This is a genomic window from Chitinophaga pendula (genome assembly GCF_020386615.1).
Classification (GTDB): domain Bacteria; phylum Bacteroidota; class Bacteroidia; order Chitinophagales; family Chitinophagaceae; genus Chitinophaga; species Chitinophaga pendula.
The window spans coordinates 1,025,093-1,038,937 of record NZ_CP077769.1; the positions used below are offsets into that span (position 1 = coordinate 1,025,093).

The following is a 13,845-nucleotide window of genomic DNA, read 5'->3' on the forward strand; positions in this document are numbered from 1 at the left end:
TTATTTCACCTGGAACTTAAGAGAGGGCGCCCGGTAATACTTGTCACCAGTATAACGGATAATGATGTCGTCAAAGAAAAGTACATCACCGGATTTGACCATGTCCTTCATCCGCGTACTCCACAAAGGAGATAAACGGTCCGCCTTGAAATTGTCCCCGATATACTCCCGGTACACATCAGGGCGGCCAGTACTGTCATTGAGATAAGGTTCTACATTCTCATAGGTGAACTTAAAAGAGACTACGGGAAACTTACTATTCTGCTGATCTCGTACCACCAACGCAGAATCCAGCAACTTGACGATCTCAGTTTTGGAAAGGGTCTCACTCAGAAAGATACCCCAGGTACTACGAAAACGTAACCCTTTTTTACCAGCTTCCTGGCCGGTAGAGGCCGGCTGCTTCTCCTTCCCCGACTGGGCAAACAAAGGCTGCCAAAGCCCCGCCATAAGAACAATTCCGCAAAACAAAAATCTGGGTCTAATGCACATAAATAATAGGGCAGTAAAAACATCGCCCGGCTATTGAACGACCGGGCGATGTGGTAAATTATAAGGATCTTAAACTTTCTTCCAACGCCTTGATCTTGGCTTCCGCATCCGTTTTCTTCTGCCGCTCCGCTTCCACCACTTCCGGCTTCGCATTCTGCACAAACCGCTCATTGGCCAGCTTCTTCTCCACAGAGATTAAGAAGCCCTGCTGGTAAGCCAGGTCCTTCTCCAACTGCTCCTTCTGTGTACTGGCGTCCAGCGCCGTCTCCGTTTCAATATAGAACTTGTCCTTCTGCACCACCAGCGTAATAGTACCAGGTACCGCCTCCTGTGTATAAGAGATCGCCCTGGCATTCACCTGCTTGGCCAGCATGCCTTCTATCGGTTTAAATGCATTGTCATGACGCGTTTCTATATGCAATACGATCGGGTCCTTCGGCTTGATCTGGTGCTTGTTACGCGCATCGCGGATGCTGCTGATCACCTCCTTCGCCAACGCACCCTCTGCCAGGATAGCCGGGTCAAAGGTTTGCAAAGGCGCAAACTGACAAATGATCAGCTCTTCCCCTTCCCGGCGCTCCCGCAACTGATGATAGATCTCCTCAGACACAAATGGCATAAATGGATGTAACAACTGCATCAACTGCTCAAAGAAAGCAATACTCTGCTCGTAGATCACCGTATCACAAGGTTGCTCAAAACCAGGCTTCACCCACTCCAGATACCAACTGCAATAGTCATCCCATATCAGACTGTAAATAGATTTTAACGCTTCGCTCAATTTGAAATCTTTGAACAACACCGCTACCTCAGCCTTCACCTCCTGTAACCGGTTCTCAAACCAACGGATCGCAAAATGATCCGTAGCCTCACTACTCACCGGCGCCTGACGCCCCTCCCACATCTTCACCAGCTTCAATGCATTCCATATCTTATTACAGAAATTACGTCCCTGCTCACAGCTCGTATCGTCAAATAACAGGTCGTTACCGGCAGGAGAAGAGATCATAATACCAAAACGTACCGCATCCGCACCAAAACGCTCGATCAGCTCCAGCAGATCCGGAGAATTCCCCAACTGCTTACTCATCTTACGCCCCTGCTTGTCACGCACCATCCCGGTAAAATATACATCCTTAAACGGCTTCTCCTGCTTGTACTCCATACCCGCCATGATCATACGGGCCACCCAAAAGAAGATGATATCCTGCCCCGTTACCAGCACAGACGTAGGGTAGTAGTAGTTAATATCCGCATTGTCAGGCTGGGAGATACCGTTAAATACCTCCATCGGCCATAGCCAGGAAGAAAACCAGGTATCCAGACAATCCTCGTCCTGCTTCAGATCAGCCACAGTGAAAGTACAGGCCGCATTTTTAGCCTTGAACTGCGCTACCGCTGCCTCCGCAGTCGCCGCCACCTCAAAGGTGCCGTCCGGCGCATACCAGGCCGGTATCTGCTGCCCCCACCACAACTGACGCGAAATACACCAGTCCTTCACATTCTCCATCCAGTATTTATAGGTCGCCAGGAAACGATCCCCCGGATGTATCTGCACATCGCCATCCACTACCGCATTCAACGCCGGCTTAGCCATATCCGCCATCTTCACAAACCATTGTGTCGAAATACGGGGCTCTATCACCGTATCCGGATTACGTTGGCTATATCCCAGACGGGTCGTATACTCCTGCTCCTTTATCAGCAACGCCTGCTCCGCCAGCGCCGCTATAACCAGCTTACGCGCCTTGAACCGGTCCTCACCCACAAACACAACCGCACCGGCACTCAGCGTACCGTCCTCATTCAACGTATCAATCACCTCCAGGTTGTGTTTCAACCCAAGGTTATAGTCATTGATATCATGCGCAGGGGTCACCTTCAACGCACCAGTACCAAATTCCTTATCCACATAACTGTCGAAAATAATAGGCACCTGACGATTTACCAGCGGCACTACCGCAAAATGACCCTGCAAATGCGCATAACGCTCATCCTCCGGGTTCACACAGATCGCCGTATCCCCCATAATAGTCTCCGGACGCTGCGTCGCAATCGTAATGAACTCACCGGTCGCCTGACCCCGCCCGTCCACAATAGCATACTTCACATGATACAGCTTACCCTGGATATCCTTGTAATCCACCTCCTCATCACTCAACGCCGTCTTGGCCTTCGGATCCCAGTTGATCATCCGCGCACCACGATAGATCAACCCCTTATTATAAAGGTCAATGAACACCTTGATCACCGCCTTGTAATAATGGTCGTCCATCGTAAAGGTCACCCGGTCCCAGTCACAGGAACATCCCAGCTTCTTGATCTGCTGGTAAATGATCCCGCCATATTTATCCTTCCACTCGTAAGCGTACTTCAAAAACTCCTCCCGGCTAAGCTGGGACTTCTCAATCCCCTTCTCCCGTTTCAGCATATCCACCACCTTAGCCTCCGTAGCAATAGAAGCATGGTCAGATCCCGGCACCCAACAGGCATTATAACCGTTCATACGCGCATGACGGACTAAGATATCCTGGACGGTCTCATTGAGCGTATGCCCCATATGTAATACCCCTGTCACGTTCGGTGGAGGAATCACGATCGTAAAAGGAGGGCGATCATCCGGCGTACTGCGGAAATAGCCCTTGTCCATCCAGTGTTGATACCATTTTGCCTCTGCTGCTGCGGGCAGATAATTTTTAGATAGTTCCATGCTTTGTTATAAATACAATATTATAAGGCTGCAAAAATAAAGTTTTCCTGCAGCCAATACCAAAATACACCTTTCAATTTCCTGGGGGGAAACTCCGGCCGGTACACATACCCGACCGCCTAATCCATCTCCGCGATAACCTGGCAGGTCCTTTCCACCATCTCCGGAGTAATATCCAGGTGAGTGATCATCCGCACCTGCGTCGGAGAAATAGGAAGGGCTAATATATCGTGCTTCTTCAGATAATCCACAAATAACGGCGGTTTCCACTCCCCGCGCAACTCAAAGATGACAATGTTCGTCTCCACCGGCAACATATGCCCCGTAAATGTCTTCTCCAGCAACGCACCGGCAATCTGCTTGGCATGCGCATGATCCTCCGCCAGCCTGTCCACATGATGCTCCAGCGCATAAATACCCGTGGCTGCCATATAACCGGCCTGGCGCAATCCCCCGCCCAGCTTCTTCCGCACCCGGCGCGCCTCCTTGATAAACCGCTCACTGCCCACCAACACAGAACCCATCGGACAACCCAACCCCTTGTTCAGACAGATCGAAATACTGTCAAAGGTCTCCCCATACGCCTTCGCATTACCGCCCGTCGCCACCAGGGCATTGAACAAACGTGCCCCATCCAGGTGCAACGCCAACCCCTTATCCCGGCATACCGCCCGTATCCGCTGCATCTCCTCCCAGTCATAACAACAGCCCCCACCCAGGTTGGAGGTGTTCTCCAGACATACCAGGCTCGTCCTTGCCTTATGCACATCGTCCGGATTCACAGCGGCTGCCACTTCGTCGGCCACTATCATCCCCCTGTCACCTCCCAGCGGACGCACCTGCGCCCCCGCATTAAAAGCAATACCTCCCCCCTCGTAGATATACACATGCGCCAGACTGCTGCAGATCACCTCGTCCCCAGGCAATACATGCACCTTAATCGCAATCTGGTTCGACATCGTGCCGGAAGGGCAGTACAAAGCAGCCTCTTTGCCAAAAAAATCTGCCATCATGGCTTCTAGCTTGTTCACGCTCGGATCCTCCCTAAATACATCATCCCCCGTCTGTGCCTGTAACATCGCCTGTAACATCCCTGGCGTCGGCTTTGTAAATGTGTCACTCCTAAAGTCTATCATGATGGTTGAATATTTTGCAATGGTTAGAACTATCTATTAGTGAATATATTAATTCGAATGTAATTATTTTCCAATTGTTAAAATTTACCCAAAGCCACTAAAATAGCTAATAATACGCTATTAAAATCCGTTCTAATGGAGTACTTTGTTATATAATTCGAGTGAAAGCGCCGCCACAATGTGAATGTAATTGGAAGTATTTGGAAGAGTGGGGGATTAGCACGATCTTTGCAGGCTAAATTAACAGAAAGAGAAACTTTGTAAGATAGAAAATTCTAAATTTTCCAACAAAAAAAATCTTTCGCTGTTATAAATTCATAAACCAATACAATTTCAATATGAGGCAACTTAAAATTGCCACCCAGATCACTAACCGTGATTCGCAGGCGGTAGAAAAATACCTGCAGGAAATCTCTAAGATCCCTTTGTTAACACCTGAGGAAGAGACCGTATTGGCGCAACGCATTAAAATGGGTGACCAGAAGGCTCTTGAAAGATTGACTACAGGAAACCTCCGCTTCGTAGTATCCGTTGCTAAACAATATCAGCACCAGGGGCTCAGCCTCAGCGACCTTATCAATGAAGGCAATTTAGGTCTGATCAAAGCAGCGCAACGCTTCGACGAAACAAAAGGTTTTAAATTCATTTCCTACGCTGTATGGTGGATTCGCCAATCCATCCTGCAGGCTTTGGCAGAGCAAGGTAGATTGGTTCGCCTGCCACAAAACAAAATTGGCACCTATAACAAAGCCAATAAGGCGTATATGGCATTCGAACAGGAAAACGAGCGGGAACCGTCTACAGAGGAATTGGCCGAAATCCTGGAAATGTCCGAATCGGAAATCAATAACATCTTCCAAAGCAATACCCGACACATGTCACTGGATGCTCCCGTACATGAAGCCGAAGACGTAGCCATGGGCGACCTGCTGGAAGGTGGCGATATCACCGACGACGACGTGATGCGCGACTCCCTGCGTGAAGAAATCCGCCGCGTACTGAAATCCCTCAGCCCTCGCGAAGCAGAAATCGTAAACGCCTACTTTGGTCTGGATGGTGAAAATGGCGCAACAATCGAACAAATTGGTCAAAAATACGATCTCACCAAAGAACGTATCCGCCAAATCAAAGAACGCGCTATCAAACGCCTGCAAAAAGCGCGTTACAGCGGCGCACTGAAATCTTATCTGGGATAAGCATCCATTTTGGACGCTAGGCGATATTGCGCACCGGCGCCTACCGGCTTGATCTTAAAATACGCCAGCTCCTGCTTACTGCTTTGATCTCTGCGTTTAAACAAACGAATTAAATAAGGAACACCGGCAGTATTTATATACTGCCGGTGTTTTTGTTATATCCAAGGACCCTATTTTTGCAAAACCATGCGTACGAAAAACCTCTTCCTGCTCCTGCTGGCAGGTTGCCTGATACAGGCTTGCGAAAAAGATATTAACGTAAACCTGCATCAGCAGGAAGAAAAACTCGTAATCGATGGTAAAATTGAAAATGGTAGATACCCGTACGTCGTACTGTCCAACAGCTTGGACTACTACGCCCAAATATCAGTATCCACCTTGCTGAAATCATTCGTGCACCATGCCGAAATCATCGTGTCAAATGGCAACAGCACCATGAAATTGAAAGAATATGCAGAACCAATCGCGCCAGGCATCAGCCTATACCACTACTCGGTAGACAGCACCGCACTGAATACCGCCTTCAAAGGCCAATTCAATGCCACATACAGCCTGGAAGTAAAAGTGGATGGCAAAGTGTATAAAGCAAACACCTCCATCCCCGCCAACAACATGGTCCTCGATTCCGCCTGGTGGAGACGCGCCAGGGTCAATGACGATACCAGCTACGCAAGACTGGCCATCAAAGTCACCGACCCCGCCACCTCCGGCAACTATGCCAGGTACTTCACCAAAAGGAACACAGAACCATACCTCCCCGGACTCACCTCCGTACTCGATGACCAGGTAGTAAACGGTACCACCTTCGAACTGTCAGTAGATGCAGGCGTAGACCGGACAAAAAAATTAGATAAAGACACTTACAGCTATTTCAAAAGAGGAGATACTGTCACGATAAAATTCTGCAACATAGACAAAAATACCTACGACTTCTGGCGTACCCTCGACTACGCCTATGTCAACACCGGTAATCCCTTTGCCTCACCGGTACAGATCATAGGCAACATCCCGGGAGCATTAGGATACTGGGGGGGATATGCAGCAGTTTATAAAACGATAAGAATAAAAAAATAATTACAGTAAAGTAGTATGGAAAACACACAACAGAAAGAACATGTGCATTTACTAATCATAGGTTCTGGCCCCGCAGGTTACACTGCAGCCATCTACGCCGCCCGCGCTAACCTTAAACCTGTCCTCTATCAGGGCATACAGCCCGGCGGACAACTCACCATCACCACAGAAGTAGAAAACTATCCGGGATACCCCGAAGGCGTACAGGGCCCCGAAATGATGGTGGACTTCGAAAAACAAGCAGCGCGCATGGGCGCAGACATCCGCTACGGCATGGCTAGCTCCGTCGACTTCTCTAAAAAACCATATACCGTCACCATCGACGAAGAAAAAGAAATCACCGCAGATGCTGTCATCATCGCCACCGGCGCCTCCGCCAAATGGCTCGGAATACCCTCCGAACAACGACTCAACGGTAGCGGCGTTTCCGCCTGCGCCGTATGCGACGGATTCTTCTTCAGAGGAAAAGAAGTAGCCATCGTAGGCGCCGGTGATACCGCCGCCGAAGAAGCACTCTACCTCTCTAAAATGTGTACCACCGTCCACATGCTCGTTCGCCGCGACGAAATGCGCGCCAGCAAGATCATGCAGGACCGCGTACTCAAAACCTCCAATATCATCGTATACTGGAACTCCGAAACAGACGAAGTCCTGGGCGATAAAAAAGTAGAAGGCGTCAGGATCCGGAATAGCAAAACCAACGAAGTAAAAGAGGTCCCCGTAAGCGCCTTCTTCGTAGCCATCGGCCACCAGCCCAACTCCGGCATATTCGCCAATGTCCTCGATATGGACGAACAGGGCTACATCCAAACCGTTCCAGGTACCAGCCGCACCAGCCTCGAAGGCGTATTCGCCTGCGGCGACGTACAGGACAAAATCTACAGACAGGCAGTAACCGCCGCCGGCAGCGGCTGTATGGCAGCCCTCGACGCAGAACGCTACCTCTCCGCCCTCGAACACCACGCCTAAGCGTAATGTAATACCTTATCAAACAGGACTACGACCCCTCACACCGGTCGTAGCCCTGCCCTCATCCGTAAATAATACCAAATTGCTTACCATCGCTTTGGAACAAGCCCACTTCAGGGCCCTTCATGGTCTATATGCCGAAGAACAGATCATCGGCACCGACTACCTCCTCGATATCAAAGTCCAGATACCGGGCACCCTCGCCGTAGAAGACCTCTCCGATACCGTTAACTACGAAGGCCTATATGCCATCGCCAAAAATATCATGGCCATCCCGCAACAATTGCTCGAACAGGTAGTAACCGATATCTCCGATGCCATCAAAACCCAATACCCCGAAATACAACATAGCATCGTCACCCTTCGTAAAGTAAATCCCCCCCTCGGCGGTAACGTAAAACACTCCATGGTCGCCATCGAAAAAAATTATTGATCCTCCCCCATATCATACATACTGTCCATTTAACACTAAAAAATGTCCTTTCAGATAGCTGAAAACTGGACTTTGGAAGCGGTTTTTCGGTATTTTTATGAAAAATCCACCCTATGGTTAAAATGATTACGACAGCTGCACTGTTTTTGATCACTGTATTCAACGTACAGGCGCAGACGGTAGATGAACTGCTGGCTCAGGGAAAACAACAGGAGACCCAAATGAAAGAAACAGCAGCACTCAACACCTATAAAGATGTATTGAAGATCCAACCCGATCAGCTCACCGCCCTCATCAGAGCCAGCCAGCTGTCATCACGGGAAGGTAACCGTCAAAAAGACAAAAGCAGCAAAACGAATTATTTTAACCAGGCAAAAAACTATGCCCTCCAGGCACTCAAAGTAGCACCCAACAACGCCGATGCCAATTACTCCATGGCAGTAGCCATGGGACGTATGGCGCTCATATCCGGCGCAAAAGATAAAGTGGCCGCCTCCAAAGACGTAAAGAAATACGCCGAATTGGCCATCAAATTCAATCCCAACCTGGGCGAAGCCTATCACGTACTCGGAAAATGGAACTACGAAGTCGCTAACCTCAACGTCTTCGAACGCTCCGCCGCTAAAGTACTCTTCGGTGGCCTCCCAGATGGCTCTCTCGCCAACGCCATCGCCAACTACGAAAAATGCCGCCAGCTCGACCCAGGATTTATCCTCAACTACTACGAGCTGGCCAGAGCATACAAACAAAACGATGAACAGGAGAAAGCCATAGACGTACTTAAAAAAGCACTCACCCTCCGCACCATCGTACAAGACGATCCCACCATCAAAGCAGATTGTAAAAAAATGCTTGATAACCTGCAATAACATGCTTTATATACACACACACACCGGCCTCACTATATGTGCATCAACACATACAGTGAGGCCGGCTTCTTTTTACTACTCCCTGACCCGCAGGCTTACAGACAACCCTTCGGTCAATACCCCGGGTTCTGCACCAAATTCGGGTTCTTCATGATCTCATTCATCGGCAACGGGAAGAAATAATGATTGTCCCGGAAAATATGATTGGGATTCTTCTCTACTGGTACCTCCTGGTAAGAAAAACTACCGTCCGCATTTTTCGTGATCCGCAAACGCATCATAGTCACATTCATCGTCTGGGGCGCTATTTTCCAACGCCGTACATCAAAATAACGCTGATCTTCATAACATAGCTCTACCGCCCTTTCCAATTGTATCACCGTACGCATCTCCGCCTGCGTCATCCCGCTCCTAAGACCATATAACTCATCCGCTCCAGGTAAGATACCCGCCCGCTTACGTATCATCTTCAGCTTATCATAAGCACCGTTGATATTGCCGGTCTCATTGGCCGCCTCCGCATAGTTAAGCAGTATCTCCGCATAACGGAGCAACGGCAGGCAGCGCTCCGATGTAGAACCCCCGTCACCAGTTGCCGCCTCACTGCAGAACTTACGGAAATACATACCGGTGAAAACAAGACTGGCATCAATACCGTCCGTCGGTGCTCCCACATACGTCCATACCGGCGTAGCCGTACTGCTGCTACGCGTACGCCATAACGAACCGTTATTGATGAAGGTATAGTCAAAACGGGGATCACGCTTCTCAAATGGCTTCTTCGGATCATAACCCGAAGTAGGATCCATAATAGGTTTGCCGCTGATCGTACCAAACAACTTCGCCATATTCAACGACGGACAGGCATTATTCACTCCATTCCGCGAAGCGGGTAGAAAATGCCTTTCCATATCCCGGTTCGCTGGCCGCATGTCCGCCAGGATATATTCCGGGTTGAACCGCGTAATGAATAGTTTATAAAAACCATAACCGGGTTTGGAATTATCCTCCACCAGCTGATAATAACCGCTGTTGATCACCTCCTCCGCAGCCTGTAATGCCAGCTGCCACCGGCTGGGGTCAGCCGTCGGATAGCTGATATACGGCCGCACCGCCGCACTGGCACTCCCCACCGCCCCCCCATTGAACAAAGGGCTGGCGGCATACAACAACAAGCGCGATTTTAACGCCATACACATCCCCTTCGTAGCAAAACCATAATCCTCCGAACGCTGCTCCAAAGGAGAGGGTAAGTCCTGCCTCGCTTCATCCAGCTCCTGCGTCAGGTACTGTACACTCTGTGCAATCGTAGCCCGCGGACTACGGATATCATCGGAATTAGTGTAAATAGAATCCCGTATAATAGGCACACCACCAAAATGCTGCAATAACTGCCAGTAATACCAGGCACGCAGAAACCGTACCTCCCCTTTTAACCGGGTCTTCATCTCCGCTGATAAAGGCGTCCTGGGTAAATTCTTCAGGAATACATTCACCCGGCGTATATTGTTATACCCGTTTACATATACCGCATTATAAGGCCCCGTCATAGAAGCACTCAACGTACCCAGCATCACGATCACATACGATTGTGTACCGCCGAATAGTTTCGAGGTAGACTCATCTGAACATTCCGCAATACTATTGGAACCATACCGGCGTACATAGCTGTTGGCCCCCATCTCATTATAGATCTGCAACAGGAAACGATGTGTACGTGCACTGTCAGAGAACACACTCTCCTCATTCAGATTAGTGGTCTGCGTTGCATCCAGCAGATCTTTCTTTAAACACGCAGTGAACAATACGGGCGTGAATAAACAGAGTAACATATAGAAGAACGATCTTTTCATACCTCATAGGATTAATTAGAAACTAACATTTAAACCAAAGTTGTATACCTTCTGATTCGGATATACCCCGCCTTCCGTATTCGAACTGACCTCAGGATCGACATCATACAGGTTACGGCCGAACATCCAGGTATAAAGGTTCGAGCCATTGGCGTATACCCGCACCTGGTTCAGACGGATCGCCTGCACCCATCGCTTCGGCAGCGTATAAGCGATCTCCACATTCCTTAACTTCACATAGTCTCCGCGTATCTGCCAATAGTCCGACATATTCGTACGGGGATTACTGATATTGTCCAGCGTGGATATCCTGGGAAAAGTAGGGCTATCCCGGTTCTCCGGCGTCCAGGCTCCCTGATGCACCTCCCGCAGATTACCGAAGAACGGCGTCACCGCTTCCGCAAAAGAACTCAGCGTGAAATGCCTGGCCGATTGGAAAGTAACACTGAAAGACAACCCTTTCCAGTCGCCGCCTATCGTCAACCCATAGTTAGTAGTAGGGATATTCGAATAATCCATGTACCGTTGATCATAAGGATCAATAATGCCGTCCCCATTCAGGTCCTTATATTTAAGATCACCAGGACGGGGCGGTGCTCCCAAGGGCACCGCACTGGTATCGATATCCTTCTGATCCTGGTAAAAGCCGATCGTCGTATAGCCTTTCACCCGGCCTGTCTGCCCGCCTGTCTCCCGCAGCCAGGGGAAAGCAGGCGCCCCCTCATCCATAAACTCAATACGGTTTTTCGCTACCGATACATTCGCATTAACACGATAACGGAAAGACCCGATCGCATTATTATAGTTAAGGTCTACTTCAAATCCCCTGTTGGAAATAATAGAAATGTTAGATGCTGGCAACCCTATCCCAATGATGTCAGATAAGCTCTTCCGGATAGAAAGAATATCCCGCCGCCGCTTGTAGAATACATCCCCCGTAATAGATAATTTGCCTTTGAAAAAGTTCATGTCGGTACCGATATTCCACTGCAATTCCTTCTCCCAGCTCACATGCTCATTCCCCAACGTACCTTCCCGGATACCATCCGAAGATCGCGGCGTCACACCGAAATTATAGCCGTAATCCGCACTGGCCAGATAGATATACTCATACAGGTATTGATACGTGTCGTTGATATCATCCGACCCCGTAGCACCGATAGAACCGCGTATCTTGAACAGATCCATAAATCGTACATGATCCCGGAAAAATGGCTCTTCCCCTATATTCCAGCCGCCGGATAAGGCGGGGAACAGACCATACCGGGAACTGGACTTGAAACGATCCGTGCCATTGTATGCACCACTTACCTCCAGCATATACTTACGCTTGAAATTATATCCCATCCGGAAAGTATACCCACGGAAATTTTCAGGGATACCTGCCCCCCTGGAATTACTGAACTGGTTCAGTAAAGCCAGCGCATACACATGATGCCGGTTGTGGAAAGTCGTGTCATAACTAAGAGAAAGCTGTGTATTCAACCGTTTCTCCGTACTACTGGCAGGTGCATCCAGCGTATATTTCTCATTACGGTATACTGAAGGATTAAAAGGAGTATAGGTCTGGTTCCTCGAATTATAAATAAAAGATAGGAAATTGGTACGCGTCAGACTTCTCCGGAAATCCTGGTTGCTGGAATAGGAGATAAGCCCTGTCAGCTTCAGCCCACTGGCGATGAAATTTAATCGCTGCGTAGCCCGCAGGTTGATCTGTATATCGCTTTCAAAAGTACGTCGGTAACCGCCCAGACGCAACCGCCCGATCACATTGTTGGTCGGCCCTGTCACAAGAGTCTCCGGCGCAGCACCATAGCTACCGTCAGGATTGGTAATAGGATAAGCGTGTGCCGGCAAACCCTTGTAATCGAACAACTCAAAAAACACACGGTTCCTGTTAGCCCGCCCCCGCGTATTAGGTTCATTCTGCTCCGTAAAATAACCACTCAGGTCCATACTCAGATCAAGAGAACGGGTCACCTGGAAATCAAGATTACTACGGTAATTATAACGCTTCAGATAGTAATTGGGATTCACCTCAGAGGTCGCATCCCGGAAATCCTTCAGGATACCATTCTGAAACAGATGCCCGACAGAGATAAAGTATTTCATCTTGTCTACACCACCATTGATGCTGAGGTTATTTTTAGTCTGCGTAGTATAATCCCGTATCAGCGTGCCCCACCAATCGATATCCGGATGACCATAAGGATCGGTCCCGTTTTTCCAGGCATCCAGGTCCTCCTGTGTCCAGTCCGGTGGCAACCCGTCACTCTCCAACGCCCGGTTACGGATCACCGCCGTTTCATAGGCATTCAGGAAACGGGGCCTGATCGTATTGCCTTGCAATCCCGTATTGGTGGTCAGCCGGATCTGAGACTTTCCGTTCTGCCCGCGTATCGTCGTTACCACGATGACGCCGTTTGCCCCCTTGATACCATATACAGCAGCCGATGCCGCATCTTTTAGAATCGTTACACTGGCAACCTGCTCCGGATCTATATCCGAAAAATTACCGGTGAACTCTACATCGTCCACAATGATCAAAGGCGACACATTCCTGTTCTCAGAAAAAGTAGTAGTACCGCGTATCATAAATGCAGCCCCGTCCGCACCTGGCTGACCGGAACGCTGCATGGAAATAAAACCGGGCAACTTACCCGCTAGCGCATTCTGTAAACTCGCTGTCGGCACCCGCCGGATCTCATCCCCGCTCACACTGCTCGAAGCAATCGTCTTACTAAGTTTGGAGGTCTGACCATAGGCAACCACCTCCACCTGCTCCAAACCCTTCACATCCTGCTGGATCAGGATATCCATAGGCGACGTACTGGCCGCCACCTCCTTCATCAGATACCCCACCATCTTAACAACCAGCACAGACTGCTTACCGCGCAACGAAAACCGAAAACTACCGTCAGGCCCCGATGTCGTACCATTGTTAGTGACATCTTTTTCATAAATGACTACGCCGGGTACCGGACCGCTGGCATCCCGGACAATACCCCTGACCACCGGCCGCTCTACAGGCTTTTCCTGCGCCGATGCCTGATACAAAAAGAATATAAATAGTATGACGCTTAATATCTTTTTCATAACAACAACCGTTTAAT

General features: G+C 49.3%; 10 protein-coding genes. 5 read left to right on the forward strand and 5 right to left on the reverse strand.

Translation table 11 applies throughout. The features are described 5' to 3' along the window. From KTO58_RS04085 to KTO58_RS04095, 3 genes are all read right to left on the reverse strand, one after another. Positions 1 to 450: a hypothetical protein gene (locus KTO58_RS04085; RefSeq protein ID WP_095840614.1), complete on the reverse strand. Its 450-nt coding sequence runs from the start codon at positions 448 to 450 to the stop codon at positions 1 to 3. A 100-nt stretch (positions 451 to 550) separates the two neighbouring features. Beyond that, a complete protein-coding gene (locus KTO58_RS04090; RefSeq protein WP_095840613.1) occupies positions 551 to 3,202 on the reverse strand; it encodes a valine--tRNA ligase in 2,652 nt (883 codons plus the stop codon). A 119-nt stretch (positions 3,203 to 3,321) separates the two neighbouring features. Continuing rightward, on the reverse strand, positions 3,322 to 4,338 hold the full coding sequence (locus KTO58_RS04095) for a threonine aldolase family protein (protein ID WP_095840612.1): 1,017 nt from the start codon (positions 4,336 to 4,338) through the stop codon (positions 3,322 to 3,324). Positions 4,339 to 4,676: 338 nt separating this feature from the next. Between KTO58_RS04095 and KTO58_RS04100 the strand changes: the two genes are divergently transcribed. From KTO58_RS04100 to KTO58_RS04120, 5 genes are all read left to right on the forward strand, one after another. Then, the gene (locus KTO58_RS04100) at positions 4,677 to 5,534 is read left to right on the forward strand and encodes a sigma-70 family RNA polymerase sigma factor (RefSeq protein ID WP_012793808.1); all 858 of its coding nucleotides are present in this window, start codon (positions 4,677 to 4,679) and stop codon (positions 5,532 to 5,534) included. A gap of 186 nt (positions 5,535 to 5,720) precedes the next feature. Further along, the gene (locus KTO58_RS04105) at positions 5,721 to 6,608 is read left to right on the forward strand and encodes a DUF4249 domain-containing protein (RefSeq protein ID WP_225860048.1); all 888 of its coding nucleotides are present in this window, start codon (positions 5,721 to 5,723) and stop codon (positions 6,606 to 6,608) included. A gap of 15 nt (positions 6,609 to 6,623) precedes the next feature. Then, positions 6,624 to 7,577, forward strand: coding sequence for a thioredoxin-disulfide reductase (gene trxB / locus KTO58_RS04110; RefSeq protein ID WP_095840610.1), 954 nt, complete (start codon positions 6,624 to 6,626; stop codon positions 7,575 to 7,577). 82 nt (positions 7,578 to 7,659) lie between these two features. Then, the gene (locus KTO58_RS04115; protein ID WP_157753194.1) at positions 7,660 to 8,010 is read left to right on the forward strand and encodes a dihydroneopterin aldolase; all 351 of its coding nucleotides are present in this window, start codon (positions 7,660 to 7,662) and stop codon (positions 8,008 to 8,010) included. Between the two features lie 113 nt (positions 8,011 to 8,123). After that, positions 8,124 to 8,879: a tetratricopeptide repeat protein gene (locus KTO58_RS04120; RefSeq protein WP_095840608.1), complete on the forward strand. Its 756-nt coding sequence runs from the start codon at positions 8,124 to 8,126 to the stop codon at positions 8,877 to 8,879. Positions 8,880 to 8,992: 113 nt separating this feature from the next. Here KTO58_RS04120 and KTO58_RS04125 read toward each other — a convergent pair whose 3' ends face one another. Together KTO58_RS04125 and KTO58_RS04130 are read right to left on the reverse strand one after the other, a co-directional pair. Then, positions 8,993 to 10,732, reverse strand: coding sequence for a RagB/SusD family nutrient uptake outer membrane protein (locus KTO58_RS04125; RefSeq protein WP_095840607.1), 1,740 nt, complete (start codon positions 10,730 to 10,732; stop codon positions 8,993 to 8,995). A gap of 15 nt (positions 10,733 to 10,747) precedes the next feature. Next, positions 10,748 to 13,828 (reverse strand): SusC/RagA family TonB-linked outer membrane protein, encoded by a 3,081-nt coding sequence (locus KTO58_RS04130; RefSeq protein ID WP_095840606.1) that lies wholly within the window; start codon positions 13,826 to 13,828, stop codon positions 10,748 to 10,750. Positions 13,829 to 13,845 lie beyond the last annotated feature (17 nt).

Bases quoted from the DNA above. Each gene is read 5' to 3' on its own strand.
- KTO58_RS04085 (WP_095840614.1), bottom strand. From the start codon at position 450: ATGGCGGGGCTTTGGCAGCCTTTGTTTGCCCAGTCGGGGAAGGAGAAG.
- KTO58_RS04090 (WP_095840613.1), bottom strand. From the start codon at position 3,202: ATGGAACTATCTAAAAATTATCTGCCCGCAGCAGCAGAGGCAAAATGG.
- KTO58_RS04095 (WP_095840612.1), bottom strand. From the start codon at position 4,338: ATGATAGACTTTAGGAGTGACACATTTACAAAGCCGACGCCAGGGATG.
- KTO58_RS04100 (WP_012793808.1), top strand. From the start codon at position 4,677: ATGAGGCAACTTAAAATTGCCACCCAGATCACTAACCGTGATTCGCAG.
- KTO58_RS04105 (WP_225860048.1), top strand. From the start codon at position 5,721: ATGCGTACGAAAAACCTCTTCCTGCTCCTGCTGGCAGGTTGCCTGATA.
- trxB (WP_095840610.1), top strand. From the start codon at position 6,624: ATGGAAAACACACAACAGAAAGAACATGTGCATTTACTAATCATAGGT.
- KTO58_RS04120 (WP_095840608.1), top strand. From the start codon at position 8,124: ATGGTTAAAATGATTACGACAGCTGCACTGTTTTTGATCACTGTATTC.
- KTO58_RS04125 (WP_095840607.1), bottom strand. From the start codon at position 10,732: ATGAAAAGATCGTTCTTCTATATGTTACTCTGTTTATTCACGCCCGTA.
- KTO58_RS04130 (WP_095840606.1), bottom strand. From the start codon at position 13,828: ATGAAAAAGATATTAAGCGTCATACTATTTATATTCTTTTTGTATCAG.